27 protein-coding genes and 1 pseudogene are annotated in these 26,708 nt (G+C 69.8%); 13 read left to right on the top strand and 15 right to left on the bottom strand.

Annotation, left to right across the window (positions count from 1 at the left end; genetic code table 11):
• Positions 1-16: 16 nt before the first annotated feature.
• From AC3EO7_RS30765 to AC3EO7_RS30755, 3 genes are all read right to left on the bottom strand, one after another.
• On the bottom strand, positions 17-1,351 hold the full coding sequence (locus AC3EO7_RS30765) for an N-acetylmuramoyl-L-alanine amidase (protein ID WP_435593126.1): 1,335 nt from the start codon (positions 1,349-1,351) through the stop codon (positions 17-19).
• Between the two features lie 212 nt (positions 1,352-1,563).
• Complete coding sequence (locus AC3EO7_RS30760; RefSeq protein WP_431971879.1) at positions 1,564-1,974, bottom strand: QcrA and Rieske domain-containing protein; 411 nt, start codon at positions 1,972-1,974, stop codon at positions 1,564-1,566.
• A 72-nt stretch (positions 1,975-2,046) separates the two neighbouring features.
• A complete protein-coding gene (locus tag AC3EO7_RS30755; RefSeq protein WP_431971880.1) occupies positions 2,047-2,463 on the bottom strand; it encodes a sigma-70 family RNA polymerase sigma factor in 417 nt (138 codons plus the stop codon).
• On the opposite strand from AC3EO7_RS30755, the gene AC3EO7_RS30750 reads away from it, so the two are divergent.
• The 4 genes from AC3EO7_RS30750 (at position 2,452) to AC3EO7_RS30735 (ending at position 4,515) form a co-directional block, all read left to right on the top strand.
• Positions 2,452-2,706, top strand: coding sequence for a hypothetical protein (locus AC3EO7_RS30750; RefSeq protein WP_431971881.1), 255 nt, complete (start codon positions 2,452-2,454; stop codon positions 2,704-2,706). The genes AC3EO7_RS30755 and AC3EO7_RS30750 overlap by 12 nt on opposite strands.
• A 121-nt stretch (positions 2,707-2,827) precedes the next feature.
• Positions 2,828-3,193 (top strand): Rv1352/Rv1906c domain-containing protein, encoded by a 366-nt coding sequence (locus AC3EO7_RS30745; RefSeq protein ID WP_435593125.1) that lies wholly within the window; start codon positions 2,828-2,830, stop codon positions 3,191-3,193.
• Positions 3,194-3,256: 63 nt separating this feature from the next.
• Positions 3,257-4,006, top strand: coding sequence for an SDR family oxidoreductase (locus tag AC3EO7_RS30740; protein WP_435593124.1), 750 nt, complete (start codon positions 3,257-3,259; stop codon positions 4,004-4,006).
• A gap of 107 nt (positions 4,007-4,113) precedes the next feature.
• Positions 4,114-4,515, top strand: a complete 402-nt coding sequence (locus tag AC3EO7_RS30735; protein ID WP_431971884.1) for a PaaI family thioesterase — start codon at positions 4,114-4,116, stop codon at positions 4,513-4,515.
• Here the strand turns inward: AC3EO7_RS30735 and AC3EO7_RS30730 are convergent.
• A complete protein-coding gene (locus AC3EO7_RS30730; protein ID WP_431971885.1) occupies positions 4,510-5,376 on the bottom strand; it encodes a cyclopropane mycolic acid synthase family methyltransferase in 867 nt (288 codons plus the stop codon). The two genes, AC3EO7_RS30735 and AC3EO7_RS30730, sit on opposite strands and share 6 nt — an antisense overlap.
• A 350-nt stretch (positions 5,377-5,726) precedes the next feature.
• Between AC3EO7_RS30730 and AC3EO7_RS30725 the strand changes: the two are divergent.
• A pseudogene (locus tag AC3EO7_RS30725) lies at positions 5,727-6,830 on the top strand (transcription termination factor Rho, short form); the annotation flags it as partial.
• 49 nt (positions 6,831-6,879) lie between these two features.
• On the opposite strand, the gene AC3EO7_RS30720 reads toward AC3EO7_RS30725, so the two are convergent.
• On the bottom strand, positions 6,880-8,052 hold the full coding sequence (locus AC3EO7_RS30720) for an MAB_1171c family putative transporter (RefSeq protein WP_435593123.1): 1,173 nt from the start codon (positions 8,050-8,052) through the stop codon (positions 6,880-6,882).
• 112 nt (positions 8,053-8,164) lie between these two features.
• A complete protein-coding gene (locus tag AC3EO7_RS30715) occupies positions 8,165-8,602 on the bottom strand; it encodes a DoxX family protein (protein WP_431971887.1) in 438 nt (145 codons plus the stop codon).
• Positions 8,603-8,704: 102 nt separating this feature from the next.
• Here AC3EO7_RS30715 and AC3EO7_RS30710 point away from each other — a divergent pair, with 102 nt between their 5' ends.
• Both AC3EO7_RS30710 and AC3EO7_RS30705 read left to right on the top strand, forming a co-directional pair.
• Entirely contained in the window at positions 8,705-9,274 is a 570-nt protein-coding gene (locus AC3EO7_RS30710; protein ID WP_431971888.1) for a TetR/AcrR family transcriptional regulator, read from the top strand.
• A gap of 123 nt (positions 9,275-9,397) precedes the next feature.
• The gene (locus AC3EO7_RS30705) at positions 9,398-9,736 is read left to right on the top strand and encodes a hypothetical protein (RefSeq protein WP_431971889.1); all 339 of its coding nucleotides are present in this window, start codon (positions 9,398-9,400) and stop codon (positions 9,734-9,736) included.
• A gap of 324 nt (positions 9,737-10,060) precedes the next feature.
• Here the strand turns inward: AC3EO7_RS30705 and AC3EO7_RS30700 are convergent, their stop codons facing one another.
• The 7 genes from AC3EO7_RS30700 to AC3EO7_RS30670 form a co-directional block, all read right to left on the bottom strand.
• Positions 10,061-11,389 carry an MFS transporter gene (locus tag AC3EO7_RS30700; protein WP_435593122.1) on the bottom strand — a complete coding sequence of 443 codons (1,329 nt, stop codon included), beginning with the start codon at positions 11,387-11,389 and terminating at the stop codon, positions 10,061-10,063.
• A 276-nt stretch (positions 11,390-11,665) separates the two neighbouring features.
• The gene (locus tag AC3EO7_RS30695) at positions 11,666-12,451 is read right to left on the bottom strand and encodes a 3-oxoacyl-ACP reductase (protein ID WP_435593169.1); all 786 of its coding nucleotides are present in this window, start codon (positions 12,449-12,451) and stop codon (positions 11,666-11,668) included.
• Between the two features lie 16 nt (positions 12,452-12,467).
• On the bottom strand, positions 12,468-13,829 hold the full coding sequence (locus AC3EO7_RS30690; RefSeq protein WP_431971891.1) for an aldehyde dehydrogenase family protein: 1,362 nt from the start codon (positions 13,827-13,829) through the stop codon (positions 12,468-12,470).
• A 14-nt stretch (positions 13,830-13,843) separates the two neighbouring features.
• Complete coding sequence (locus tag AC3EO7_RS30685) at positions 13,844-14,593, bottom strand: gamma-glutamyl-gamma-aminobutyrate hydrolase family protein (RefSeq protein ID WP_431971892.1); 750 nt, start codon at positions 14,591-14,593, stop codon at positions 13,844-13,846.
• Positions 14,574-15,938: a glutamine synthetase family protein gene (locus AC3EO7_RS30680; RefSeq protein WP_435593121.1), complete on the bottom strand. Its 1,365-nt coding sequence runs from the start codon at positions 15,936-15,938 to the stop codon at positions 14,574-14,576. The genes AC3EO7_RS30685 and AC3EO7_RS30680 overlap by 20 nt, the downstream gene beginning before the upstream one ends.
• A gap of 92 nt (positions 15,939-16,030) precedes the next feature.
• Positions 16,031-17,521: a bifunctional phosphatase PAP2/diacylglycerol kinase family protein gene (locus AC3EO7_RS30675; protein WP_435593120.1), complete on the bottom strand. Its 1,491-nt coding sequence runs from the start codon at positions 17,519-17,521 to the stop codon at positions 16,031-16,033.
• 24 nt (positions 17,522-17,545) lie between these two features.
• Positions 17,546-18,451, bottom strand: a complete 906-nt coding sequence (locus tag AC3EO7_RS30670) for an NADP-dependent oxidoreductase (RefSeq protein WP_431971947.1) — start codon at positions 18,449-18,451, stop codon at positions 17,546-17,548.
• 253 nt (positions 18,452-18,704) lie between these two features.
• Here AC3EO7_RS30670 and AC3EO7_RS30665 point away from each other — a divergent pair, with 253 nt between their 5' ends.
• Positions 18,705-21,425: a discoidin domain-containing protein gene (locus AC3EO7_RS30665; protein WP_435593119.1), complete on the top strand. Its 2,721-nt coding sequence runs from the start codon at positions 18,705-18,707 to the stop codon at positions 21,423-21,425.
• Between the two features lie 7 nt (positions 21,426-21,432).
• Here AC3EO7_RS30665 and AC3EO7_RS30660 read toward each other — a convergent pair whose 3' ends face one another.
• Positions 21,433-22,323 carry a bile acid:sodium symporter family protein gene (locus tag AC3EO7_RS30660; RefSeq protein ID WP_431971896.1) on the bottom strand — a complete coding sequence of 297 codons (891 nt, stop codon included), beginning with the start codon at positions 22,321-22,323 and terminating at the stop codon, positions 21,433-21,435.
• Between the two features lie 202 nt (positions 22,324-22,525).
• On the opposite strand from AC3EO7_RS30660, the gene AC3EO7_RS30655 reads away from it, so the two are divergent.
• Both AC3EO7_RS30655 and mbp1 read left to right on the top strand, forming a co-directional pair.
• Positions 22,526-23,692 (top strand): thiolase family protein, encoded by a 1,167-nt coding sequence (locus AC3EO7_RS30655; RefSeq protein ID WP_431971897.1) that lies wholly within the window; start codon positions 22,526-22,528, stop codon positions 23,690-23,692.
• A 162-nt stretch (positions 23,693-23,854) separates the two neighbouring features.
• Positions 23,855-24,100, top strand: coding sequence for a microaggregate-binding protein 1 (gene mbp1 / locus AC3EO7_RS30650; protein WP_431971898.1), 246 nt, complete (start codon positions 23,855-23,857; stop codon positions 24,098-24,100).
• Between the two features lie 61 nt (positions 24,101-24,161).
• Here the strand turns inward: mbp1 and AC3EO7_RS30645 are convergent, their stop codons facing one another.
• Positions 24,162-24,617 (bottom strand): MarR family winged helix-turn-helix transcriptional regulator, encoded by a 456-nt coding sequence (locus AC3EO7_RS30645; protein WP_431971899.1) that lies wholly within the window; start codon positions 24,615-24,617, stop codon positions 24,162-24,164.
• 96 nt (positions 24,618-24,713) lie between these two features.
• Between AC3EO7_RS30645 and AC3EO7_RS30640 the strand changes: the two genes are divergently transcribed.
• From AC3EO7_RS30640 to AC3EO7_RS30630, 3 genes are all read left to right on the top strand, one after another.
• On the top strand, positions 24,714-25,490 hold the full coding sequence (locus AC3EO7_RS30640) for a dioxygenase family protein (protein ID WP_435593118.1): 777 nt from the start codon (positions 24,714-24,716) through the stop codon (positions 25,488-25,490).
• A 67-nt stretch (positions 25,491-25,557) separates the two neighbouring features.
• Entirely contained in the window at positions 25,558-26,088 is a 531-nt protein-coding gene (locus tag AC3EO7_RS30635) for a DoxX family protein (protein WP_435593117.1), read from the top strand.
• 71 nt (positions 26,089-26,159) lie between these two features.
• Positions 26,160-26,708 (top strand): TetR/AcrR family transcriptional regulator (locus AC3EO7_RS30630; RefSeq protein WP_435593116.1); only part of this gene is annotated, 549 nt, incomplete at its 3' end.

Here is a 26,708-nt window from a genome sequence, read left to right as displayed (position 1 = left end):
TCCGGTGGCGTGACGGCTAGCGCGCGGGGCCGAACAGTTTGCTCGCCAGGGTGTAGGCCAGGTTGATCAGCTCCGTGGTGATCGCGGTGTTGTCCATGCCGAGCGCCCGGGCCAGCGGCATGAGCATTTCCAGCACGGTGGTCGCCAGGACGCCGAGAGTGCTGGATTCCGAGTTGGACTCGACGTTCGGCGTCGACTGGGTACCGGGCAGTGCAGAGGTTCCCGGTGTCGCCGGGTTGTTCGGCGTCAGCTGGTTGCCCGGGCTCGTCTGGGTGCCGGGGCTCGCCTGGCTGCCCGGCATCGGCTGACTGCCGGGAGCGGACCTGACGCCGGGAGACATCCCCTGGAGGGTTTCCCCCTGCGGCGCGGTGGGGTCGGGAACGCTTTGCGCCGAGCCGTTGGGGGTGCCGGGTGTCGTTCCGCCGGGCGCGCTCTGCGCCGCGCCGTTCGGTGTCGAGCCGCCGTTCGCGGTCGAGCCGTCGGCATTCGGCGCGGACTGCGCCGGAACACCCTGACCGGGCACGGACGCGGGCTGGTCGGCGGCCGATCCGCTCGCCGCGGGCGGAGCGGCGAGCAGGTAGCTCACCAGGCCGGTGGTGATCGCGACGGCGTGCTTCAGCTGTCCGTCGGGACTCTCCAGCAGCGCGGCGTCCTCCGCGTTCGCGCCGTTGCCCATTTCGACGAACACGTTCGGCACGGTGGTCAGCGCCGGTCCCGCGATATCGGATCGCGTCTGGAGTCCGTCCTGCACCCCGGCGTAGGTCGCCGCGGGGAATCCTGCACCCAGGTACGCGTCGCGGACCGACCTCGTCGCGGCCAAGCCGGGTCCGGACTGGACCTGGTCGACCTTGGCGTCGGGCACCGGCAGCTGCGGGACGATCAGGTGGAAGCCGCGGAACGCGGACGGCGCGCTGTCGGCGTGAATGCTCACCGCCACCGCGGCGCCGGAGTCGTTGGCCGCGCGGGCCCGTTCGTCGATGCAGCCGCCCCAGCCGCTGTCGTCCTGGCGGCTGAGCACCACCCGCGCGCCGAAGCTCTCCAGCGAGGTCTTGACCAGCTGGGCGACGTTCCAGTTGATGGTGTGTTCCGGTACGCCGTTGACGGAGGTCATGCCGGTGGTCTGGCAGTCCTTGGTGCCGCCGCGGCCGTTGACCACCTGCCTGCCGAGGTTCTCGGCGTGGTCCGCCCCTTGGTGGCCGGGGTCGAGGAAAACCGTTCTGCCTGCGAGCTTGCCCGTCACATCCGGTACGGGAACGGCCGTCGCGGTTCCGGGGACGAACCCGGCGAGCGTCGCGGTCACCGCGGCCGTGACGGTGGTGGAGATACCGGCCTTGATGATGCTTGGCTTCATGTTCGGTCGGCGCCCCGGGACGGAGCACCCCTCCCTTCCCATTAGTAACACCAAACCCAGTGGTCCACTCTTGCAACGCGCCACTCAGCGAAGCAAGGACAGTTATCGAACTGTTACCAAGGCCGACAAAGCAATCTCACCTGGTCAGAAGTATCAGCAATACCTTGTCGACCGCCGCGCAGACGGATACAGCTTCCGCGCAGCAGCGTTCGTCAGGCGGTGACGATGCGGTCGCCGTCGACGCGAACGGGGCGCGGCGCGAGGGGTCGTTCGGCGGGGCCGGTGGCCACGGTGCCGTCGAAGCGGAAGGCGCTGCCGTGGCAGCGACAAACGATGGTGTCGCGCTCGATTTTCGACACCGAGCATCCGAGGTGCGTGCAGGCGGCCGAGAATCCTTGGTACACACCGGCTTGCGGTTGGGTCACCACGGTGCCGCTCGAGATGACCGCGCCGCCGACCGGCACGTCGGCCACCTTCGCGACCTCGGTGCCTGGCGCGACTTCGCTCGCGGACGGCTTGGCGGGCGCGCACGCGGCGACGGTGACGGCAGCGGCGGCCGCACCGGCGCCCGCCAGCGCGGTCCGCCGATCGATGCGCAGCTCACCACGGTCTTCGGGTTTCATCGGTCGATCTCCCACCTGGTTCGGGCACTGCCGAACACGGTAGAGGGACCGGTCACCCGATCGCCGCCCGGGTCAGGCGCCCTGCGGGAGCTGCCGCAGCGATCGCAGCGCGTAGTGCACGCGCGTCTTCACGGTGCCGACCGGAACACCGAAGTCGGCGGCCACCTCCCGGTACGCGCGGTCGCGCAGGATCACCTCGACGACCGCCTCGCGCTGGGCCGAGGGCAGCCGGGACAGCAGTTCGGCGACCAGCAGTCCGTCGACGAGTCCGTCCACGAAATCGGGGTCGGCGACGGGCGTCGCGGCGATCTCGCTGAGTTCGTCCCACGCCGTGTCGAACGGCCGCGCCGCGCGGGCACGGGCGATATCGATGATGACGTTGCGCTCGATCGCCAGCAGCCAGGTGCGCACACTGCCGCGGCGCGCGTCGAACTGGGCACAGGAACGCCAGGCCCGCAGCAACGTCTCCTGCACCGCATGCTCGGCCACGCCCGCGTCCCCGAGACCACGGAGCGCACGCCAGTGCAGCAGGCCGCGATCGGCGGCAAGCACCTCAGCCAAACCGTCTTCGGTGCACAGGCCCGCGCAATGGGCGCCACACGTTCGCCGCCGCTCCGTGAGCGCGCGCAACGGCCGAATACCTCTCACACCATCGATATCGCGGCCGCCCGGTCCGATGACATCAGCGATCGGCGATTACGGCGGATTCATGCGAACAGCGCACGCATCTGACGGAAATCGATCGAATACCCCCTCTCCGGCGGACGACTCTGGTAGATCTGGCCACGAAGATGCGGGGATCTTCGCAGGTCAGCCGTCCAGCCAGGGCGTCGATACCGAGGAGAAGAAGCGCATGCGCATGCTAGTGATCGCGGGGGCGATGGCGTCCGCCGCGACCCTGTTCGGAGCGGGAACCGCGGCCGCCGAGCCCGCCACCGTGATGGCGGGCGACGGCCTCTACATGGTCGGCGTCGACATCCTCCCCGGAGTCTGGGAAGCGCCGGGAACTCCCGACCTCGCCTATGGCTGCGATTGGCGCAGGCTGTGGAAGGTCGAGGGCGACAACACGAACATGCAATACATCATCGGCAACAACTTCACCCGGCTGAGCCCGGTCCGCGCGGAGATCAAGCCGACCGATGTCGCCTTCAAAACCGTGAACTGCGGCGCGTGGCGGAGGGTGTCGCAGCTGCCACCGACCGGTTCGTCCGGCTTCTGATCGAAGGACCGAGGTCCCGCAGGCGGCGGACTCCTCGCGGGCGCCCGCGTTAAGGTCGGCCGCATGACGAGGACCAAGATTCTGATCACCGGCGCGAGCGCCGGCCTCGGCGCGGGTATGGCAAGGGACTTCGCGGCCAAAGGGCGCGATCTGGCGCTCTGCGCACGACGGCTGGAGCTGCTGGAAGACCTGCGCACCGAACTGACGGCCGCGCACCCGGGCATCACCGTCGCCCTTCGCGCGCTCGACGTGGACGATCACGCCGCGGTGCCGCGCGTATTCGGCGAACTGCGCGACGAACTGGGCGAACTCGACCGGGTGATCGTGAACGCGGGACTCGGCAAAGGCGCGGTGATCGGCAGCGGTCGCGCCGACGCCAACCTCGCCACCGCCACCACCAACTTCGTGAGCGCGCTCGCCCAGGTGGAGGCCGCGATGGAGATCTTCCGCACGCAGAATTCCGGACATCTGGTGCTCGTGTCGTCGATGAGCGCGGTGCGCGGACTGCCGAGGAAGAAGGCCGCGTACTCCGCCAGCAAAGCTGGGCTGGCCGCGCTGGGCGAGGGCCTGGCGGCGGAATTGGCGAAATCCCCCATCGCGGTCACCACGCTGTTGCCCGGATTCATCGCGACGGACATGGCCGACAAGGCGGGCGACGCCCGCATGCTCGCGCCGTTGGACAAGGGCGTTGCCGCGATGGTGCGGGCGATCGAGCGGGAACAGACGCGGGCCTGCGTGCCCGGCTGGCCGTGGCGGCTGGTGGATGTCGTACTGCCCCATCTGCCGAACGCGGTGGTCGCCCGCATGGGTTGACCGCCGCGCGAGACCGGAGCGCGGATTCCCGCCAAGCACACACGGATCGACGCCGATTACCCCTGAGGTAATCGACCGGCGCGCCACCGCCCGGCAGCATGGTCGCCATGATCGACGAGACCGGCACCAAGCTCTTCCACCAGTCCATGCCGTTCACCGAGCGCCTCGGCATCGAGGTGCTCGAGCACGGCCCCGAGCTGGTGCGCAGCCGGATCGCCTGGGACGAGTCGCTGTGCACGCTCGGCGGCATGCTGCACGGCGGCGTGCTGATGTCGCTGGCCGACGCGACCGGCGCGGTGTGCGCGTTCCTCAATCTGCCCGAGGGCAAGCAGGGCACCACCACGGTGGAGTCGAAGTCCAACTTCGTGCGCGCCGTGCGCTCCGGCCACGCCGTCGCCACCGCACGCCCCCTGCACGCGGGCCGCTCGTTCATCGTCGTCGAGACGGAAATCCGCGACGACGCGGACAAACTCGTCGCCAAGGTGACCCAGACCCAGGCCGTCCTATAAGCCCAGTTTCACCATCGTGAACTGCATGACGTCGACGTGCCCGCATCGGAAATGCGCCCCGCAGCCGGTCAGGTACTTCAGGTAGCGGGCGTACACCTCCTCGGAGGTGAGCTGCACCGCGCGTTCGCGGTTGGCCACCAGCGCCGCCGCCCAGAGATCGAGGGTCCGCGCGTAGTGCTCCTGCAGCGGCTGGATTCGTTCGGTGCCGAGTCCGGCCTGCCCCGCGAACCGGGTGACCTCCGCTGGTCGCGGCAGCTGCCCGCCGGGGAAGATCTCCTTCCTGATGAACAGGCTGAACCGCGCGTCGTCCCGCGTGAAGGGAATATTCATCCGGCGCAGGTCGTTGAGCGTGAAGCCGACGATCGTATGCAGCAGCATCCTTCCCTCGTCGGGCAGCATCCGGTAGCAGCGCTCGAAGAACGCCGCGTACCGCTCCCGCCGGAAATGTTCGAAGGCGCCGATGCTGACGATCCGGTCCACCGGTTCGTCGAACTCCTCCCAACCCTGTAGGCGGACCTGGACCTCGGGCAGCCCGAGCCGCTCGATCTCGGCCACCACGTGGTCGTACTGATTGCGGCTCAGCGTCAGCCCGACGACCGCCACCCCGTACTGCTGCGCCGCGCGGAACATCGTTGCGCCCCAACCGCATCCGATGTCGAGCAGGCGCAGTCCCGGCCGCAGGCCGAGCTTGCCGAGCGCGAGGTCGATCTTGGCCAGCTGTGCCTGCTCCAAGCTCATACCGGGGCGCTCGAAGTAGGCGCAGCTGTAAGTCATCGAGGGGTCGAGGAACAACCGGTAGAAATCGTCGGATACGTCGTAGTGCGATTGGACGTCCCGGTAGAACGGCTCGAGTGCGGGCATGATGGACCTCCCGTCTGTGGCTGAGCACAAGGCCGGTCACAAACGGGTACGGAGCGCATGCCGGGCAGGTTCATCCTTGCGCTGATCGATGCGCGGCGGGTACCCTCGGCGCTGTCGCCCTCGTGGTTGTAGATACTCCTCCCACGGACGACTCCGAACTCCCCTTTTCCGCGATCTCGGATTCGCGACGAACGGGACCCATCACCCGAACCGGCCCGCCGCGCCGAACGGTATCGCGGTTTACCGGATCTCTTCCGCACTCATGGCTTTCGCCACCGCATCACTTATCCCAGTAAGGAAACATCATGAAAGACAACAACTCTCACCAGACCAGCGCCGAATACGCCGAACGACCGGTCGCCGGCATTCTCGACATCGTCGGCGCAACAGCCACCTTGCGCGTCGACGGATACCTCCCCGGGGACGACGACCTGCACGTGCCGCCCCGGCTCGTCCGCGAAAACGGCTTACGCCGAGGCGATTTCGTCACCGGCGCGGCACAGTCCGGGCAGCGCGGCGCGAAGCGCGACCCGCTCGTCCGCGTCGAGACCGTCAACGGCCAGAGCCCCGGCAGCGCGCGCAAGCGACCCGTCTTCGAGGATCTGATCCCCCTCTACCCCAATCAGCGCCTGCGCCTGGAAACCGAGCCGCACGAGCTGACCACCCGCGTCACCGACCTTGTCATGCCCATCGGCAAGGGTCAGCGCGCCCTCGTCGTCGCGCCGCCCAAGGCGGGCAAAACCTCGGTGCTGCAAGCCATCGCGCACGGCATCGCCAAGAACCACCCCGAATGCGAGCTCCTTCTCGTGCTCGTCGGCGAGCGGCCGGAAGAGGTCACCGACCTGGCCCGCACCGTTCCCGCCGACGTCGCCGCCGCCACCTTCGACCGCCCGCCCCGTGATCAGATCGCGCTGGCCGAACTCGCCGTCGAACGCGCCAAACGCCTCGCCGAAACCGGTCGCGACGTGGTGGTCCTGCTCGACTCGCTGACCCGCCTCGCCCGCGCCTACAACAATGCCGCCCCCACCTCGGGCCGCGTCCTCTCCGGCGGCGTCGACGCCGCCGCCCTCGCCCTCCCCAAGCGATTCCTCGGGGCCGCACGCAATTTCGAGAACGGCGGTTCGCTCACCATCGTCGCCACCACCCTGGTGGAAACCGGTTCGCTGGCCGACACGGTGATCTTCGAGGAGTACAAGGGCACCGGCAACGCCGAACTCAAACTCGACCGCGCCACCGCGGCCCGCCGCGTCTTCCCCGCCGTCGATATCGCCCAGTCCAGCACCCGCAAGGAAGAACTCCTGCTCACCCCCACCGAACTCGCCGCGACCCACCAGCTGCGCCGCACCCTCGCCGCGGTCGACGGCAATCACGCCACCGAGTTGCTGCTGGAGGGCCTGCGCCAGACGCAGACCAACGCCGAGTTCCTCACCCAACTCCCCCGCTCCCGCACCTAACCCCTTTTAAGTCCCCTTTAAGCCGCTGTCAAGACCCCCAAGGCATTGTTTATTTCAGCCCGGCCGGGCCTGTCCTAGGAGGGGGGGACAGGGTCGGCCGGGCGCTTTCGTCGGCGGGCATTCCCGAGGACCGCATTCTCACCCAAGCGCGAGACAGCTCACGCAGCTGGCGCAGATCGGCGTCGAAGTCCCGGGCGGGTAGCTCGAGTAGCTCTGCGCCCCTTGGGTTTCCGGGCTGCGCACCCGACTTGCGCGCGGCGGTCGCCAGCGCCAGCCGATGCGCGAATCGATCGAGTTCACCGCGGCCACCACGCAGGTCGTCCCCTTCATCGTGGACTGGAGGTAGGTATGGCCCGAGGTGGAGGATGGCATCGCGGATCTCCACGGTCATCCGGAACAACCGGCCGTGGCTGCCGGTGCCGACACCCGGCGGCATCACGATTTCGGGAACCGCCTCGGTCAGGTCGCGCCACAGCACGCGCAGCCTGCGGCGGGAGCGGCCCGCTGCGTCCAGCCCGGCCGCCTCACCCAATGCGGTAGCCAGGGGCAGTGCTAGCAGCACACCGTTGGCGGCGATGCACACGGTGAAGGTCCATTCGACACGGGGCAAGTGTGGCCCCAGATCGGGTCGCCCGAACACGAGCTGTGACACGCACAGCAGCTGACTCGTCCAGGAGAAGACGTCGACGGCGACCAGCGCGAGCGCGACCAGCTTCTCGACTGCTTCACGGCTCCCGGTTTGCAGCTCCCGAATCCCGCGGATAGCGAACAGGACCGTGTTGGCGGTGATCGGCACGCTGAAGGAGAGGAAGAAAAGGAAGCCCTGCCAACCGATTCCGAAATCCAGGGGCAGACCCTCCGCGTCGGCCGACCACCCGGCGAAGAGAATCGCCGCGGTGCACGCCAGTGCGATCGCGCAGTAGCGCCGCTCGCGCCGCCGGACCCGGCTCATGTCCTCGTTCGGCCCCTCGAGACGCGCGATGCCGAGGAGATAGGTGGTCGACAGCACCACACATCCGATCGCGAGCTGCTCCACCACCCCAGCGAACGGCCCCGTCTTCGACCAGCGGTACAGCAGCAGCGTGAGCAAGCTGCACAGCAGCAACCGATTCACGAGGTAATCGATTACGGTGTCGCGGACAAGGAGGAATCTACCGGCGAGCACCAGGATCAGCGATCCGATGATCGCCCAGGCGACCCCATCGGTAATCGTGAAGGACATGGCTCCATCCTTCCTCGCGCCGCCCGGTCCGGCGCAGCCGGGCGGTGCCGCTCGAATCCCGCCGGACATCGGCAATCTCGGTCAGAGTCGCGGCGCGGCAGTGGAATTCGTACTAGCCGGCGATCACCAGGACGGTTGCGCCGAGGAACACCACCTGCACGAGGGTCCGCAGCGGCAGCGGCATCGTCTTGACGCCGACACCCCGTCGCGCTGCCCGCACATTGGCGGGGAACATCACCAGCAGCAACGCGGCGAGACCCGCCGCCGCCAGGTCCGCCGTAGCCGGGATCAACAGGCCGACAGCGCCCGCGATCTCCAGTACGCCGGTGAGCGTGACCAGCGCCGGGGCGGCGGGCAGCCGGGGCGGCACCATCTCGATCAGCGCCGAGCGGCGCGGTTGCTGGAAGTGCGCGCCCGCGGTCAGCGCGAACATGGCGGCGAGACCGAGACGAACGGCGTCGGACCACGAAGCGAGCCATGCGATCTCGCCGAGCAGGCCGATGAGGCGGGCCAGCGCGGTGACGACGGCGAGGACGACGAGGGGGGCCATGAGTATCTCCCTGGGGATTACGACGAACCAATCTTGACAGTGGCAAGATTAAGGACGACCGCCGAACTTGTCAACGACAAGATTGTCGGCCACTATCGGGGTATGGCGAAGAGCGGTTATCACCACGGCGACCTACGCACCGCGATCCTGACCGCGGCGGCCGAGCAGATCGCCGCGGACGGCGTCGACGCGATCTCGCTGCGCGGACTCGCGCGACGTGCGGGCGTCTCACACGCCGCGCCCGCGCACCACTTCGGCGATCGCGCCGGGTTGCTCACCGCGTTGGCGACCGAGGGCTACGACCTGCTCGGCGCCGAACTCGACAGTGCCGGGCCGGATTTCCGCGACGTCGCGGTCGCGTACGTCCGTTTCGCGCTGAACCATCCCGGACACTTCGACGTGATGTTCCGCCGCGACCTGCTGCGCGCCGACGATCCCGAGCTCCGCGCCGCGCGCACCCGCTCCGGCGCGGCGCTGCGTTCCGGCGTCGCCGACCTCCGACCCGAGCGCACCGACGGGCGCGAACGCGCCACTCAGCTGGCGGCTTGGTCGCTGGTGCACGGTTTCGCCGCACTGTGGCGGGAGGGCGCGCTCACGGACTCCACGCTGGCCGACTCGACGAACCCGGAGGAACTGGCCCGCGCCATGCTCGCCACGGTCCAGTTCGACTGAGACACTCGCGGGCGGCGTATCTTCTTGCACAGCAACGACGAAAGGAGCAGGCGGTCGATCGCCGCTCGATCCCGCCACCGCACCATGGAAGTCCACGCCTACCCCACCCGAACGACCACGCCGGTGGATCTCCCCGCTGCCGAACACATCGCCGCCGAATACCTGTCCTCTCCGGAAGAGCGCGCGACCGGAATCACCAACGTGGTCACCGAATTCGAGGGCGGCTTCGTCGTCGTCGCGATCCACGGTCCCGTGCCCGAGGGAGACTCCCCGCTGCCGCCACCGGTGATCGGCGGCTCGGTCAGCGTGATCGACAAGGCCACCGGCGCGGTCTCGTACTGGCCGACCTATCCCCCCGCGCTGGTCGCCGAGCACTACGACCAGATGCTGAGCACCGGCAAGCTGATCATCGCCGACGACTGGCCAGACCCGGACGAGGACACCGAGCCTGCCGCGGAATAGGCTCGCCCGCTACAGTTTCGGCGCCCGCGCGTCCCCGCCACCGCCGAGAACCGACGGTGCCCGACCACTTCGACCGACCTGTTCCGGAACACCTGGATGATGCGCCAGATGGTCCTGGAAGTCGGAATGCCGGAACTGATAGACCACACCGGCGGTGCGCAGCAGGCCGAGCCGGTGGGCATGCTGGCTACCTCGATTCTGCGGCGAGTGAACCGGCGGGTCGTCCCAGCCTGCCGCAGCTACAGGTGCCCGGCTGCGACAGCGCTGAATACGCGCCACCGCGTGGCGGGGCCTTTCCTCGGAGCTGTGATTCTGCGGACAGGATCAGGTCGCGGGCTGCACCACCGCGGGCAGCGGTTCGCGGTCGGCGTCCGGGACCGCGGTTCCGCGCAGCGACGTGCCCGCGGTCTCGCGCAGGAAGACCCAGGCGACCAGGCCGATCAGCGACGCGGCGACCATGTACGCCGCGGGGAAGAGCACCCAGCCGGTCGATTCGATCGCGGCCTCGTTCACCAGCGGCGCGGTGCCGCCGAAGGCCGCGGTCGAAACGTTGTAGGCGAAGGCGAAACCGGCGTAGCGCACGTGCGTCGGGAAGATCGCGGGGAAGGTCGAGCTGATGGTGGACAGCTGCGGCACGTACAGCAGGCCGAGCACGATGAACCCGACGATCGCCCACGCCGTGCCCTGCCCCATCAGCCAGTACATGGGCAGCGCGAACACCGCGAGGCCGATCAGCGAGAACAACCACATCGGCCGCCTGCCGACTCGATCGGAGAGCCTGCCGAAGAACGGCAGCACCAGCATCATCACCAGCTGACCGGTCAGCATCATCGCGGTGGTGGCCGACTCCGACATCCCGATGGTTTTCTGCAGGTAGGTCGGCTGGTAGGTGAGCAGCGTGTAGTTGACCACGTTGAGGGCGATCACCAGCCCGCCGAGGGTGAGGATCTCGCGCCGGTAGCCGGTCAGCAGCTCGCGCAGCCCGGTCGGCGGGTGCGGGTTCTCGGCGACCTCCTGGAAGACCGGCGATTCGTCGAGCTTGGCGCGCAAGTACCAGCCGGTCAGGCCGAGCGGGACGGCGAGCAGGAACGGGACGCGCCAACCCCAGTCGTGCATGGCGTCGGATCCGAGCGCGAGCTGGCAGGCGAGCACCACGGCCGAACCGCCGACGAACCCGGCCATCGTGCCGAATTCCAGGAAGCTGCCGAAGAACCCGCGCCGCCGATCGGTCGAACACTCCGCCAAATACGTTGCCGCGCCGCCATATTCGCCGCCGGTAGAGAAGCCCTGCAACACCCGCAACGCGATCAGCAGCACCGGGGCGAGCCCGCCGGCCGAGGTGTGCGTCGGCAACAGGCCGATCGCGCCGGTCGCCACCGACATGAGCAGAATCGTGGTGGCCAGCACCGCTTTTCGGCCGATCCGGTCGCCGAGCGGACCCCACACCATGCCGCCGAGCGGGCGTAGCACGAACGCGATGGCGAAGCCGAGCATGGTGCCGAGCGTCCCGAGTTCGCCGGGAAAGAACGCGTCGGTGAGATAGGTGGCCGTCGCCGCGTACACGCCGTAGTCGAACCACTCGGTGGCGTTGCCCATGGCCGACGCGGCCACCGAGCGCCTCAGTCGCGTCGGATCCTGTCCGCGATCGGTCATGACCGTCTCCTCACCGACCCGTCCCCTCGGGCCTCGATTCATCCGTCCGGCCCACCTCGAAAAACGGGGGCCGGGCACGGAACAAACCGATACCCAGGTTTCACGCGGACCAAACGGCGGCGCACCCGCGCCACCGTTCGGCGAATACCCGGCCACCTGCACCACAACCGGTGAATGTGATTGTCGTCACACAGGCGACGAGGAGGCTCGATCGAAGCGGACACGGCCGAGCGCCCCGGACCGGCTCGATGACCCCGTCCGGGCGGCCGTGAAGCCCTAGATCGGCGTGACGTAGGCCCCCGAAATGCCGCCGTCGACCAGGAACTGCGAGGCGGTGATGAAGGAGGCGTCATCGCTCGCGAGGAAGGCGACCGCGGCCGCGATCTCCTCCGGCTGCGCGAAGCGGCCGAGCGGAATGTGCACCAGGCGGCGCGCGGCCCGCTCCGGGTCCTTGGCGAAAAGCTCCTGCAGCAGTGGCGTGTTCACCGGGCCAGGACACAGCGCGTTCACGCGGATGCCCTGCCTGGCGAACTGAACGCCGAGCTCCCGGCTCATGGACAGCACGCCGCCCTTGGACGCGGTGTAGGAGATCTGCGAGGTGGCCGCGCCGAGCACCGCCACGAAAGAGGCGGTGTTGATGATCGAGCCCTTGCCGCGCACCAGCATGTGCTCGATGGCGTACTTGCTGCACAGGTACACCGAGGTCAGGTTCACCTCCTGCACGCGGCGCCAGGCGTCGATACCGGTGGTCAGGATGGAATCGTCTTCCGGCGGGGAGATTCCCGCGTTGTTGAAGGCGATGTCCAGCCCGCCGTAGGCCGCGACCGCGGCCTCGAACAGGTCCCTGACCTGAGCCTCGTCGGTGACGTCCACCTTCACGAACAGGCCGTCCACCTCCGCCGCGGCCGCCTCGCCCGCGGCGGCGTCGATGTCGGCCACGACCACCTTGGCGCCCTCCGCCGCCAAGCGGCGCACCGTGGCCAGCCCGATCCCGCTGCCGCCGCCGGTGACGACGGCTACTCGATCCTGTAAGCGCTGCAACGCATCTCCTTCTCGGTGGATCACTGGGTTCGATGGATCACTGGGTGGCGATGAAGACGTTCTTGGTCTCGGTGAAGGCGAGCGCGGCGTCCGGGCCGAGCTCGCGGCCGAGGCCGGACTGTTTGAATCCGCCGAACGGAGTCCAGTACCGCACCGAGGAATGCGAGTTCACCGACAGGTTGCCTGCCTCGACGCCCCGGGAGACACGCAGCGCCCTGCCGAGGTCGTTGGTCCAGAGGGAACCGGACAGGCCGTATTCGGTGTCGTTGGCGAGGCGCACCGCGTCGGCCTCGTCGTCGAACGGGAGCACCGCGACCACCGGACCGAACACCTCCTCGGTGAGCACCCGATCGGCAGGCCCGGTGGGCAGCACGACCGTCGGCGGGTACCAGAACCCGGGGCCTTCCGGGCGGTGGCCGGTGAAGGCCACCTTCGTCGACGGCTCCACGAATCCGGCGACCCGCTCGCGGTGCGCTGCCGAGATGAGCGGGCCCATCTCGGTGTCCTCCGCCCCGGGGTCGCCCACCCGCACCCCGCGCACCGCCGGCTCGAACAGTTCGAGAAATCGATCGAACACGCTGCGCTGCACCAGGATTCGCGAGCGTGCGCAGCAGTCCTGGCCGGCGTTGTCGAACACGCCGTACGGCGCGGTGGCCGCCGCCCGCTCCAGATCGGCGTCGGCGAACACGATGTTCGCGCTCTTGCCGCCCAGTTCCAGGGTCACCCGCTTCACCTGCTCGGCGCAGCCCGCCATGATCTGCTTGCCGACCTCCGTCGACCCGGTGAACACCACCTTGCGCACCGCGGGATGGGTGACGAACCGCTGCCCCACCACCGAACCCTTGCCCGGCAGCACCTGGAACACGCCCTCGGGCAATCCCGCCTCCCTGGCGAGCTCGCCGAGCCGCAGCGCGGTCAGCGGCGTCAGCTCGGCGGGTTTGAGCACCACCGTGTTCCCCGCGGCGAGCGCAGGCGCGAAACCCCAGGCCGCGATGGGCATCGGGAAGTTCCACGGCACGATGACGCCGACCACGCCGAGCGGTTCGTGAAACGTGACGTCGAGGCCGCCCGCCACCGGAATCTGCTTGCCGGACAGGCGCTCCGGCATACCCGCGGCGAAATGCAGGACGTCGCGGACGTTTCCGGCCTCCCAGCGAGCGTTGCCGATGGTGTGCCCGGCGTTGTCGACCTCCAGCCGCGCCAGCCGCTCCAGATCCGCGTCGACCGCCTCGGCGAAGCGGCGCAGCAGCCGGGCACGGTCGCCGGGCGCAACCTCCCGCCAGTGCGCCGCCGCGCGCTGCGCGCGCTCGATGGCGGCGTCGGTTCCCGCCGCGTCCGTCGGTTCGACCGTCGCCACGACCCGCTCGGTCGCGGGATTCACCACCTGGGTTACCGCCATGTCGTCCGCTCCTCTCACCCGACTCGTGTCCGCCGGTAGGCCGCGGCCGCGACCACCAGTGCCCGCATCAGACGATCATCGGCCGGATCGGCCTCGGGATGCCACTGCACGCCGATCAGGAACGGCCCGCCGGGGAATTCCGCCGCCTCGATCGACCCATCGCGCGAGCGCGCGCTGATCACGAGTCCGGGCGCGAGCGCGTCGATCGCCTGGTGGTGATGGCAGTGCGCCCGCAGCTCCGGCCCGGCCAGGTCCGCCACCAGCGTGCCCGGCTCGGTCAGCACCTTGGTGACGCCGAACGAGCCGCTGCCGCCCGAGTGCTCCTCGTGACCGACCACATCGGGCAGGTGCTGGATCAGCGTGCCACCCAGCGCCACATTCACCAGTTGCAGTCCGCGGCACACCGCGAGAATCGGCACACCGGCCGCGCGGGCCAGGCCGAAAAGGCCGAACTCCGACTCGTCCCGGTCGAGCCGCGTGTAGCCGAGTGCGGCGTCACCGAGCCGCGCGCCGTAGCGGGCCGGGTCCACGTCCGCGCCGCCGGTGAGGACAAGCCCGTCCAGCCGCTCCATCAGTTCCGGCCGCGCGGCGCCCGTGGGCGGCAGCAGCACCGGGATGCCGCCCGCGCGGTCGACCATGTCGACGTAGTCGTGTTGCAGCACCGCGCTTCGCGTGTCCCAGGTTCCGAATCGGGCTTGCTCCACGTAGGTCGGCAGGCCGATGACGGGGCGCGGGGCGCCGGGGTCAGAGTCGTTCGAATCCACGGGTTCGCTCCCAATCGGTGACGACGGCGTCGAAGGCGTCCAGCTCCACCTGCGCCGCGTTCCGATAGTGTTCCACCACCTCCGCGCCGAAGGCGGTGCGGGCCACGGCGCTCTCGCCGAACAGCTGAGCGGCTTCCCGCAGTGTCTTGGGCACCCGAGGGCGCTGCGAGCGGTAGGCGTTGCCGTGGAACTCCGGCTCCAGCGGCAACCGCCGCTCGATGCCGTGCAGCCCGGCGGCGAGCGAAGCCGCCACGGCGAGGTAGGGATTCACGTCGCCGCCCGGGACTCGGTTCTCCACCCGCAGCGAAGGGCCCTCGCCGACCACCCGCAGCGCGCAGGTGCGGTTGTCCCGGCCCCAGGCCAGCGCGGTCGGCGCGAAGCTGCCCGAGACGAAACGCTTGTAGGAGTTGATGTTCGGCGCCAGCAGGTAGGTGAACTCGCGCAGGCAGTCCAGTTGCCCCGCCACGAAGTGCCGCATCAGCGCGGAGGTGCCGTCCTTGCCGTCGCCCGCGAAGACCGGCTCGCCTTCCTCGTCACGCAGGCTCAGGTGGATGTGGCACGAGTTGCCTTCGCGCTCGTTGTATTTCGCCATGAAGGTGATACTGCGATCCTCCTGGGCGGCGATCTCCTTGGCGCCGGTCTTGTAGATGCTGTGGTTGTCGCAGGTGACCATGGCCTCGTCGTAGCGGAAGGCGATCTCGTGCTGGCCGGGATTGCATTCGCCCTTGGCCGACTCGACGTACATTCCCGCCCCGGCCATCTCGTTGCGGATCCGCCGCAGGAGCGGTTCGACCCTCGACGTGCCGAGCATCGAGTAGTCGACGTTGTACTGGTTGGCAGGCCGCAGGTCGCGATATCCCCGGTCCCACGCGGATTCGTAGCTGTCGTCGAAGACCAGGAACTCGAGCTCGGTGCCGACGTAGGCGCGCAACCCGTGCTCGGCCAGCCGGTCCAGCTGCTTGCGCAAGACCTGGCGCGGCGAGGCCGCCACCGGCGCACCCGCCGGATGCACCTGCTCGACGTCGCAGAGCACGAGCGCGGTGCCGGGCAACCACGGCGTCAGCCGCAGCGTGCTGAGGTCGGGGCGCAGCACGAAGTCGCCGTAACCGGTGTCCCAGGACGACATGGCGTACCCGTCGACGGTCGTCATCTCGACGTCGACCGCGAGCAGGTAGTTGCACGCCTCGGTCGCGTGGTCGAGCACCTCGTCGACGAAATATCGTGCCGCGCAGCGCTTTCCCTGCAATCGTCCCTGCATGTCGGTCATCGCGACCAGCACCGTGTCGAGTTCCCCCGTCTCGACCCGCTCCCGCAACTCCGCCAGCCCCAGCATCCCCGTTCGCATCCCACGGCCCCTCTCGGCGTCGACCCGTGATCACGCTAGAACAAAAACCGACCGCGCGTGCGGGGACACGCAAACCGGCGACGCGGCGGCGCCTACGCTTCCGGCGGACGGAACAGGGCCAGGGCGGACGGGCGGCTGGCGAAGACGAAATCGGTTCCGCGAAGATCGACTTCGCCGTCGGTGGCCAGCGATACCGAGTTCTCGGCGACGTGCACCGCGAGCGCGGGGACCTCTCTGCGCACGTAGGTGGCGGAGCTGCCGAGAGTGCCGGTCAGCGCGGCCCAGATCAGGCGGGTACGGGAGAAGCGAACGTCGGCGCGCAGGTAGCGGACGTCGAGGGTGCCTCGGTGCAGTTCGGGCCGCGACATCGGGACCTGATCGGCGGGGTCGTAGCGGCCGTTGCCGACGAACAACATCCAGATGGCCGTCGGAACCCGGTCGATGACGGTGTGCAGCGGCTGCGCGCCGAGCAGGACCCGGATCATCGCGACGGCCGCCGCGGGCCATTTGCCCACCCGCGGCTCCCACCGCTCGCGCAGCCGCACGAAGTCGGGGTAGCCGCCGAGGCTCGCGGTGTTGACGAAGATCCGCGAACCGCCGTCGTCGAACCGCACCTCCGCCGCGTCGACCCGGACGACCGTGCCGTGCTCGAGCGCGGCGAGGGTCGGCTCGGCCGCGTCGACGCCCGCGTCCCTGGCGAAGTGGTTGAGGGTGCCGTCGGCGAAGACCGCCAGCGGCACACCGCGCCGGACCGCCACCTCGGCCACCGAGGAGACCGTTCCGTCGCCGCCGGAGACGCCGAGCGCGCTGACGTCGGCGTGGTCGAGCCGCACGTCCAGTTGCGCCGCCAGATCGCGTTCCGGATCGATCTGCACGATCTGCGCCGCGGGCAGCCCGTCGCGCAGCTGCGCCGACGCCAGTTCGCCGTTGCCGCTGCCCGCCAGTGGATTGGTCACCAGCAGCAGTCCGCGCCCGTGTGGCGCCGGCTCGACCTGCTCGGCGCGGCCGAGCAACGCGGGTTCGTCGGCGCGCGCCGCCCACCACCGATGCGTGACCAGCGCGACCGCCGAGCCGAGCAGCGCGCCCGCTACCACGTCCGATGGCCAGTGCACACCGATGTGGACCCGCGAATAGCCGACCGCGAGGGCGACGGGCGCGATCGCGGCGGCCGCTGCCGGACTCTCCAGCGCGACACCGGTCGCGAAGGCGGCCGCCGAGGCGGCGTGGCCGGACGGAAACGACGACGAGACCGGCGGCCGGACCAGACGGCGAACGAACGGCACCGACTCGTCGGGCGGCCTGCGGCGCGGGAACACCGGCTTGGCGATGCCGTTGGCGATCCCGCTGGCCAAACTCACCGCGAGCAGACCGCGCGCGCCCGCCCGCCGCAGCGGCCGGTTACCGAGCAGGATCAGGCCCGCGCCGATGCCGATCCAGAGCCGACTGTGATTGGCGCTCGTGCTCAGGCTGCGCAGCAGCCGGTCGGCGCGCGTCGGCCGCACCCGCGCGCTCCGGCCGATCAGCCAGACGTCGAGATCGCTGGCCAGTCCGGGCGGCGGCTTGCGGATCCGAGGCGGTCGCATCGCTCCAGCCTAGTGACGGCCCCGTCACTCGACGGTCAAGACGACCTTGCCCGGTCCGCGGCCGTGCTCCATCTCCCGCTGCGCCGCGGCCGCCTCGGCCAGCGAAAAGACGCGCGCCGGGCCGGGGAGACGGACTTCGCCGCGCGCGACACGCTCGGCGATCGCACCGAGCAGGGTGGCCGAACGCGGTCCCGGACCGGCCGAGAACACGATGCCGAGTTCGGCCGCCGCACCATCGGCGATGGTGACGATGCGATCGGTGCCGCCGCGCAGTTCGATCGCGGCGGGCAGCACGCCGTACCCCGCGGCATCGAACACGGCGTCGACACCGTCGGGAGCCAGTGCGCGCACCCGTTCGACCAGTCCGTCGCCGTACGGGGTCGGGATCGCGCCGAGCGCGCGCACCAGATCCTGGTTGGCGGGCGCGGCCGTGCCGATGACGGTGGCGCCCTCGGCGCGGGCCAGCTGCACCGCCATCGAGCCGACCGCACCCGACGCACCGTTGACCAGCAGGGTCTCGCCCGCCCGCGGCCGCAGCAAGTCGAGCACCTTCGCCGCCGTGCTCACCGCGACCGGGAGCGCGGCGGCATCCGCCCAGGCCAGGTCCGCAGGCTTGGGCGCGACCTCGGCGCTCAGCGCGTACTCGGCATAGCCGCCGCTCGTCCAGCCGATCACCTCGTCGCCGACCGCGACGCCGGTCGCGTCCGGTCCGAGCGCGTCCACCACGCCCGCCACCTCGGCGCCGGGGAACTGCGGAAAGCTCGGCTCACCGAAAACCAATGCGCCCGAACGGATCTTCCAGTCGGCGGGATTGACCCCCGCGACGCGCACCGCGATTCGCACCTGTGCGCCGGTCGGCTCCGGCAGGGCGATGTCCACCAGCCGCAGTACGTCGGGTTCGCCGAACTCGTAGAACGCGATGGCACGCATCCGGCCTGCCTCTCCCGGCCCGATCCGGCCGTGGTCGATGGAGACGAACAACAGCCGACAGGATATGCCCGCACCGAACCAGGCCTGGTAGGCCGCGATTCGCGGCACGGGCGTGTCGATCGGCGGTAACGGGGAAACCCTCCTGGTACGAGCTTCATCGCGAAACCTGGGCCGAGATCGGTTCGGCCGTCCACGAGTTGTCCGAGTGAATCGACCGTGCGCGCGGGCGCCGCCGCGTACGACGGGAGGTGCGATGTCTTTCTCGGCCCGGCCTTTCCAGCCGATCCTGCTCGCGATCGCCGTGGGCACGGTGCTGGCGCTGGTGGCGGCGGTGGCGCTGGTGGCCGGGCACGACGAGGCCGCAGCGGGACGCGATGAGGCGTGCCCAGGCATCGGCGTCGAGACCGCCGGATGGACACCGACGAACACCGACGTGGACGCCCTGATCGACGGTCATCCCTTCGTCGGCAACGGCTATCTCGGGCTGCGGGTGCCGCCGCGCGGGACGGGTTACGCCGGGACCGACGAGCCCACCGGCTGGCCGCTGTACACCCCGGCCTACGACGGCGCGTTCGTCGCCGGTCTGTACGGGCACACCCCCGGCGTGGCCGACGACCGCGAGGTGGCGGCGGCCATCCCGAACTGGTCGGGTCTGCTGGTCGGGGTCGGCGACGAGACCTACTCTCCCGCGACGCCCGCCGCGCGGATCACGAACTTCGCGCAGACCCTGCACCTGCGCTGCGGGCTGGTGCGCACCGAGGCGACCTGGACGACGGCCGACGGCCGGGCCACCGACCTGGTGTACGACGTGGTCGCCGCCCGGCCCGATCAGCATGTCGGCGCGGTGCGGCTGCGCCTGACGCCGCGCTGGTCCGGCGAGCTGGTGCTCACCGATCTGCTCGACGGAGCAGGTGCCCGACGGGTCGTACCGACGGGCGCGGGGCCGCGCGGCGACGCCGCTGTCGGCGTCGGATTCCGCACGGCGGGAACCGAATTCGCCGGTTCGATGGTGTCCGTTATGGACGCCGGGCCCGATGCGGCGATCGCGCCGTCACCGCCGCGCGACGACCTGAGCGCGAGCCAGCAGGCGCGAATCACGGTGCGGGACGGCCAGTCCTACACGGCCGCCAAATTCGTCGGCGTCGACACCGCGCGCACCGGAGCCGATCCCGCCGCTTCCGCCCTGGCCGCCGCGCGGCGGGCAGCGGACGGGGGATGGGCCGCGCTGCTGGCGGAGACCACCGCGACGTGGGCGGGACTGTGGCGCGGCGACGTCGAGATCCCCGGCGAACCCGATGTGCAATCCTGGGCGCGCGGCGCGCTGTATTCGCTGTACTCGGCGAGCAATCCGGCACAGGACAACAGTCTTTCGCCGGTCGGGCTCAGCAGCGACAACTACGCGGGCGCGGTGTTCTGGGACGCCGACATCTGGATGTTCCCCGCTCTCCTGTATTTCGCGCCGGAGCTGGCGAGAACCGTTGTGGAGTACCGGTACAAGACGCTGCCCGCGGCGAAGGACAACGCCCGGCGACTCGGTTTCCCCGGCGCGTTCTACCCCTGGACCAGCGCGACGGACGGCGATCTCGACGAATGCCACAGCTGGGATCCGCCGCACTGCCTCGATCAGATCCATCTCCAGGGTGACGTGTCGCTGGCGGCCTGGCAGTACTACCTCGCCACCGGCGACACGGCATATCTGCGCGAACGGAGCTGGCCGATCATGAGCGCCGTCGCCGCATTCTGGGCCGCACGGGTGACACCGAATCCGGACGGCAGCTTCTCGCTGCGCGATGTCTCGGGCCCTGACGAGTACAGCAACGGCGTCGACGACAGCGTCTACACCAACGCGGTCGCGGCGCGCGCCCTGCGCAACGCGGTGCGCGCGGCGGAGATTCTCGGCGCGCCGCACCCCGCGGAGTGGACCGCCGTCGCCGACGGTCTCCGCATGCCCTTCGACGCGGCGCACGGTGTGTTCGCCCAATTCGACGGCTACGCGGGCACTCCCATCAAGCAGGCCGACACCGTGCTGCTCATCTACCCGCTGGAATGGCCGATGCCGACCGACGTCGCGGCACGGGTGCTCGAATACTATTCCGCGCGAACCGATCCCGACGGTCCGGCGATGACCGATTCCGTGCACGCCATCGACGCGGCGGAGATCGGCGCGCCGGGCTGCGCGAGTCACACGTTCCTGGACCGCGCCGCCCGTCCATTCGTGCGGCCGCCGTTCGCGCAGTTCGCCGAGGCGCGCGGCGCGAAGGCGGGCGCCCGCGATCCGCTGGCGGGCGCACCAGCGTTCACTTTCACCACCGCGGCGGGCGGCTTCCTGCAATCGCTCACCAACGGACTGCTCGGACTGCGGCTGCGCGGCGACGCCGTCGAGGTGAACCCGACGCTGCCACCGCAGTTCGAACGCGGCGTGACGCTGCGCGGCATGCACTGGCAGGGACGCACTTTCGATGCGGTGATCGGCGCGGAGCGCACGACGGTGACGGTGACCGGCGGCGATCCGATGCCGCTGCGGACGCCGAGTGGGACGCGCACCGCCACGCCCGGCGATCCCCTGACGGTCGAGACCCGCCGCCCTGACCGCGCCCCCACCGACAACCTCGCCCGTTGCCGTCCGATCACCGGCTCGTCCACCGAGCGGGGCCGCTATCCGAACGCCGCGGTCGACGGCGACACCGCCACCGGGTGGGCGCCCGACGGCGCGCACGGCAGCCTCACGGTGGATCTGGGCGACTCGGCCCGGGTCGAGCGGGTGTTGCCCCGCTTCGGCGAATTCGCGCCCGCGGCAGCGTCTGTCGCGGTGTCCGAGGACGGGCACGCGTGGTCCGCCGTCGCCGCCGACCCCTCGACCGGGGCGCTCCCAGAATCGGTCGCCGCGCGATTCGTCCGGCTGGAGGTGACCGGCGCGGATCCGGCCGCGCCGCCGAATGTCCGGGAGCTGGAGATTTCCGGCTCTCGCGACTGATCGATGCTCAGGCGCCCGAGGTCACCAAGGGCGTCTCGTCCCGACGAATCCTGCGGCTGATCGCCGTGCCCGCCAGGTAGGCGATGGGCAGCATGACGATGCCGTAGACCCCCGCGGGCACCGCCATCCGGATGTCGCCGAGCACGCTGATGGCGATGGTCATCGCCAACGCGCTGTTGTGGATGCCGACCTCCATCGAGCACGCGATGGCCTGGGTGCGCGTGACGCCGAACGCCTTCGGCACGAAATAGCCGACGCCCAAACTGGTCACGCACAGCAGCGCGACCACCAGCCCGACCGCCGCGAGATAGCCGGGCACGTTGCCTCGCTCGGCCACCAGCGCCGCCAGCGTGACCACCGCGAGGAACCCCACCGACACCACCCGCACCGGTCGGTCCATGCGGTCGGCGAAACCGGGCCGCAGCCGCCTGACGACGATGCCCGCGACGACCGGAATCAGCACCAGCGCGAAGACCTGGGCCACCTTGCCGAACTGCAGCCCGATACCATCGGCGCCGGGCGGCTCGAAGAAGCCGAGGGCGAAGTTGCCGACCAGCGGCATGGTGATCACGGAGAGCACCGAATTCACCGCCGTGAGAGTCACATTCAGCGCGACGTCGCCGCGGAACAGATGGCTGAGCAGGTTCGCCGTCGCCCCGCCCGGCGAGGCCATCAGCAGCATCACCCCCACCGCGAGCTCCGCGCTCAGACCCACCGCGAGCACCAGCCCGAACGCCAGCGCGGGCAGCACCACGAGCTGACAGCTCAGCGCGACCACCACCGCGCGCGGATACCGCACCACCCTGGTGAAATCGTTCGCCGTCAGCCCGAGCCCGAGCCCGAACATGATGAGCGTCAGCACCATCGGCATCGCGACGGTGACCGGCCAGCTGTCCATGAACTCCTCGTCATGTCGATGCGGCCCACCACCCCGCCGGCCACCGAACGTGTGTAGCACGATGCTACGGCCGGTCTCGGCGCCGCGCCGAACTCCCGGGACGCCGCGCAACGAGCCCTCGGCCGTTCCCCGTTCCGCAGCTGCGTGAATCCGTGTTAACTTAGTCGAGAATGGCAGTTAACTTAGTGGATCGGAGACAGCTATGAGGTCCGCCGTCATCGTGGACGTCGTCCGCACCCCCTCGGGTAAGGGCAAGGCCGGTGGCGGCCTGTCGGAGGTGCATCCGGCGACGCTACTCGCGGGCGTGCTCGCCGAGCTCGTCTCGCGCAACGATCTGGATCCGGCGCTGGTCGACGACGTGGTGGGCGGTTGCGTCACCCAGTCCGGCGAGCAGGCGTTCAACATCTCGCGCACCGCCGTCCTCGCCGCGGGCTTCCCCGAGTCGGTGCCCGCCACCACCGTGGACCGCCAGTGCGGCTCCTCGCAGCAGGCCGCCCACTTCGCCGCGCAGGGCGTCATCGCGGGCGCCTACGACATCGCCATCGCCTGCGGCGTGGAGTCGATGAGCAGGGCGCCGATGTTCTCCAATGCGCAGGACAAGGACGCCAATCGTGGGCCCATCGCCCACCGCTACCCGGAAGGCTTGGTCCAGCAAGGCATTTCGGCGGAAGTGATCGCGGCGCGGTGGAAGTTCGACCGGACCGCGCTCGACCAGTTCGCGGCGCGCTCGCACCGGTTGGCGGCCGAGACCGCCGCCGCGGGCGGGTTCGACCGCGAACTGGTCGCGGCGGGCACGCTGACCGCCGACGAGACCATCCGCGCCACCACCACCGCCGAGGGCCTGGCGGGGCTGCGCCCGGCCTTCGTCGACGAGCAGTACAAGGCGCGCTTCCCCGAGATCGAGTGGTCGATCACCCCGGGCAACTCCTCGCCGCTCACCGACGGCGCCTCGGCCGCGCTGATCATGAGCGAGGAGGCCGCGACCAAGCTGGGCCTGCGCCCGCGCGCCCGCTTCCACTCGTTCGCCGTGCTCGGCGACGATCCGCTGCTGATGCTCACCGCCGTCGTTCCCGCCACCCGCAAGGTCCTGGACCGGGCCGGGCTCGGCATCGACGACATCGACGCCTACGAGGTGAACGAGGCGTTCGCGCCGGTGCCGCTGGTCTGGCAGCACGAACTCGGCGCCGACGCCGACAAGCTGAACCCGCGCGGCGGCGCGATCGCCCTCGGCCACCCGCTCGGCGCGTCCGGTACCCGAATCCTGGCCACCCTGGTCAACCACCTCGAGCAGACCGAGGGACGCTACGGCCTGATGACCATGTGCGAGGCGGGCGGCCTGGCGAACGCGACCGTCATCGAACGCCTCTGATGACGCTGCGACCCGGCTCTCGCGCAACGCGGTGATTCCCGACATCGTCCTCTCCCGCGTGGGCGACCTGATGTAGCGGGCTCGAGCCACGGCGATTGAGATCCGAGGGACCGGGTATGCGGCCAGTGTCAGCCGATAACCGAGATTTCGGAGGTAGACATCGTGTCGAAGCACGAAAGCGGTCCCCGCGAAGGTGTCAAGGGCGTCGTCGAAGACGCCAAGGGCAAGGTCAAGGAGGCCGCGGGCATCGTCACCGGCAACGAAAATCTGGAGAAGGAAGGCCGCGCTCAGCAGAGCAAGGCCGAATCGCAGCGTGAGGCCGCCCAAAAGGAGGCCGCCGCGGAGAAGGCGCGGGCCGAAGCCAGCGTCGACGAGGCGCGCCAGAAGGCGCACCAGCGCGGTAACTGATCGCTGACATACGACGAGTGGGCGGGTCCAATGGGCCCGCCCACTTTTGTTTGCGCTGTGCTCAGCGCGCGGTCAGCCGCTCGGCGACCGCGCCGAGGCCATCGGCGATCGCCCGCTGTTGGGCCGGAGTGAGGACATCGAGCAGCGCTCGGCGTACGGTTGCGACGTGCCCTGGAGCAACCTGCTCCAACCGGCGCCGTCCTGCCTCGGTGAGGACGGCGACCACGCCGCGTTCGTCGCATCGGGCGGCCGCGCGGCGGACGAATCCGGCCTTTTCCAGCTGCGCGACCTGATAGGTCAGCCCGCTCTTGGACGTGTAGAGCGCGTCGGCGAGATCGGTCATGCGCAGTTCACCGTCCGGCGCGGCGGACAGCCGGACCAGCGTCTCGTACTGCGTGTGCGACAGACCCTCTCGCTTCAGATGCTGTTCGATCTCGCGGTTGACGAGGGCCCCCGCCGCGAGGAATCCGTGCCACGCGCGCATCTCGCCGTCGTCGAGCCAGTTGGGTTCGTCCACACCGCCACCCTAGCGTTGTTGTTCAAATTTGAACTAAGAGGTACGGTCGTGTCGTTCAAATTTGAACAAGTATCCGAGCGACGCATTGGAGGAGCCATGGCCGACGGCGATGCCGAGCGGATGCCCGTGCTGTATCTCTCGCACGGCGCGCCCCCGCTCGCCGACCACCCGCACTGGCCGGCCGAACTCGGCGCATGGTCGGCCGAACTGCCGAAACCCACGGCGATCCTGATGATTTCGGCCCACTGGGAATCCGCGCCCATCGCGCTCGGCGCCACCACGACGGCGCCGCTGATCTACGACTTCAGCGGCTTTCCCCGGCACTATTACGAGGTCGTCTACCCGGCGCCGGGAGCACCCGAGCTGGCGGACCAGGTGCGCAAACTGCTCGGCGCCGAGGTGCACGAGGCGCCGGGGCGGGGCCTGGACCACGGCGCATACGTGCCTCTCAAAGAGATGTATCCGGCCGCCGACGTGCCCGTCCTGCAACTCTCGCTGCCGACGCTCGACCCGCGCAGGCTCATGGCGATCGGCCGCAGGCTCGCGCCGTTGCGCGTGGCGGGCGTGCTGATCGTGGGCAGCGGTTTCTTCACCCACAACCTGCGCGCGATGACCCCCGACGACGAGCAGGTCTACTCGTTCACCGCGGAGTTCGACGACTGGGGCGCGCGAGCGCTGGCCGATCGGGACATCGACGCCCTGCTCGATTTCGAACACAAGGCGCCCGCCGCGCGGCGGGCGCACCCGCGCTCCGATCATTTCGCACCGCTGTTCGTCAGCCTCGGCGCAGGCGAAGAAGACCTCGACGACCTGCGAACCGTCATCGACGGCTACTGGTTCGGCATGGCACGCCGTTCCATCCAACTCGGCTGAGTACCGAAAACCCGGTTCGACAACCGAATCCACGACAGCAGACCGGCTGCACAGAGAGGACCTCGACATGACGACCACAACAGCAGCACCGACCACGACAACGGCCGCCAGCACGCTTCCCACCGATCTCGGCCTGCTCGTACTGCGCCTTGCCCTCGGCCTGACCATGGCCGTGCACGGCTCGCAGAAGCTCTTCGGCTGGTTCGACGGCGCCGGAATCGACCGCACCGCCAAGTTCTTCGAGTCGCAAGGCTATCCGGCGAGCAAGGCGGCCGCGATCCTCGCGGGTATCTGCGAAGGCTTCGGCGGCCTCGCGCTGGCCATCGGCCTGCTCACGCCGCTCGCCGCGGCCGCCGTTCTCGGCACCATGCTCAACGCGATCTCCGTCCGGTGGGGCGGCGGGTTCTTCGCCCCCAAAGGCGTCGAGTACGAGGTGCTGATCATCGCCTCCATCGTCACCATCGCGCTGGCCGGTCCCGGCCGCTTCGCCGTCGACAGCGTGGTGGGTTTCCTGCGTCCCTACCGCCTGGTGTACGGCTTGGCGTCGATCGCCCTCGCCCTGATCACCGCGGGTGTGGTGCTGTTGGTGCGCAACTGATCACCGCAGCCGATGTACTACTCGTCGTAGAATCGCCGCCACCGAATCCAGGAACGACGAGGCGAGGGCACATGGTTGATCCGCGGGCGACCAACGAGGATCTGACCGCGAAGGCGCGGATCAGGAACGCCGCCATGGACCTCTACGCCCAGTACGGCGCCGAACGGGTGTCGTTGCGCGCGGTCGCGGCCGAGGCGCGGGTCACGCTCGGACTCGTCCAGCACCATTTCAAGACGAAGGCGGGCCTGGAGGCGGCGGTCGACCAGTTGGTCGTCGACTACTTCGGACACGCCGTCGCGTCCGTGCCAGTGGTGGGCGCCACCGTGCAGATCGCCACCGCTCGGGACGAGGCGGTACGGCGGATGCTGGCCGACAACCCCGCGGTGGTGAACTACGTCCGGCGCGCGGTGCTCGAGCCCTCCGGGACGCGGATCGAGCTGCTCGAGTCGCTGGTCGAGCTGACCCGACGGGAAGTGGTCGGGCTGCGCGAGGCGGGCGTGGCCTCCACCGATCGGCGCGAGTCGACGCAGGTCGTCTCGGTCCTCATCCGCCAGCTCGGCGAGCTGCTGCTCGCGCCGCTGATCGAGGCGGTGTGGGAGCGGGTCGCAGGGATCGGCGAC

Source organism: Nocardia sp. bgisy118, assembly GCF_057708605.1.
This window is presented reverse-complemented; position numbering and strand designations above follow the sequence as displayed.

Excerpts from the sequence above, each read along its gene's own strand:
- AC3EO7_RS30765 (WP_435593126.1), bottom strand. The coding sequence starts at position 1,351 with ATGAAGCCAAGCATCATCAAGGCCGGTATCTCCACCACCGTCACGGCC.
- AC3EO7_RS30760 (WP_431971879.1), bottom strand. The coding sequence starts at position 1,974 with ATGAAACCCGAAGACCGTGGTGAGCTGCGCATCGATCGGCGGACCGCG.
- AC3EO7_RS30750 (WP_431971881.1), top strand. The coding sequence starts at position 2,452 with ATGCTCGGCCACGCCCGCGTCCCCGAGACCACGGAGCGCACGCCAGTG.
- AC3EO7_RS30745 (WP_435593125.1), top strand. The coding sequence starts at position 2,828 with ATGCGCATGCTAGTGATCGCGGGGGCGATGGCGTCCGCCGCGACCCTG.
- AC3EO7_RS30740 (WP_435593124.1), top strand. The coding sequence starts at position 3,257 with ATGACGAGGACCAAGATTCTGATCACCGGCGCGAGCGCCGGCCTCGGC.
- AC3EO7_RS30735 (WP_431971884.1), top strand. The coding sequence starts at position 4,114 with ATGATCGACGAGACCGGCACCAAGCTCTTCCACCAGTCCATGCCGTTC.
- AC3EO7_RS30730 (WP_431971885.1), bottom strand. The coding sequence starts at position 5,376 with ATGCCCGCACTCGAGCCGTTCTACCGGGACGTCCAATCGCACTACGAC.
- AC3EO7_RS30720 (WP_435593123.1), bottom strand. The coding sequence starts at position 8,052 with ATGTCCTTCACGATTACCGATGGGGTCGCCTGGGCGATCATCGGATCG.
- AC3EO7_RS30715 (WP_431971887.1), bottom strand. The coding sequence starts at position 8,602 with ATGGCCCCCCTCGTCGTCCTCGCCGTCGTCACCGCGCTGGCCCGCCTC.
- AC3EO7_RS30710 (WP_431971888.1), top strand. The coding sequence starts at position 8,705 with ATGGCGAAGAGCGGTTATCACCACGGCGACCTACGCACCGCGATCCTG.
- AC3EO7_RS30700 (WP_435593122.1), bottom strand. The coding sequence starts at position 11,389 with ATGACCGATCGCGGACAGGATCCGACGCGACTGAGGCGCTCGGTGGCC.
- AC3EO7_RS30690 (WP_431971891.1), bottom strand. The coding sequence starts at position 13,829 with ATGGCGGTAACCCAGGTGGTGAATCCCGCGACCGAGCGGGTCGTGGCG.
- AC3EO7_RS30680 (WP_435593121.1), bottom strand. The coding sequence starts at position 15,938 with ATGCGAACGGGGATGCTGGGGCTGGCGGAGTTGCGGGAGCGGGTCGAG.
- AC3EO7_RS30675 (WP_435593120.1), bottom strand. The coding sequence starts at position 17,521 with ATGCGACCGCCTCGGATCCGCAAGCCGCCGCCCGGACTGGCCAGCGAT.
- AC3EO7_RS30670 (WP_431971947.1), bottom strand. The coding sequence starts at position 18,451 with ATGCGTGCCATCGCGTTCTACGAGTTCGGCGAACCCGACGTACTGCGG.
- AC3EO7_RS30665 (WP_435593119.1), top strand. The coding sequence starts at position 18,705 with ATGTCTTTCTCGGCCCGGCCTTTCCAGCCGATCCTGCTCGCGATCGCC.
- AC3EO7_RS30660 (WP_431971896.1), bottom strand. The coding sequence starts at position 22,323 with ATGGACAGCTGGCCGGTCACCGTCGCGATGCCGATGGTGCTGACGCTC.
- AC3EO7_RS30655 (WP_431971897.1), top strand. The coding sequence starts at position 22,526 with ATGAGGTCCGCCGTCATCGTGGACGTCGTCCGCACCCCCTCGGGTAAG.
- AC3EO7_RS30640 (WP_435593118.1), top strand. The coding sequence starts at position 24,714 with ATGGCCGACGGCGATGCCGAGCGGATGCCCGTGCTGTATCTCTCGCAC.
- AC3EO7_RS30635 (WP_435593117.1), top strand. The coding sequence starts at position 25,558 with ATGACGACCACAACAGCAGCACCGACCACGACAACGGCCGCCAGCACG.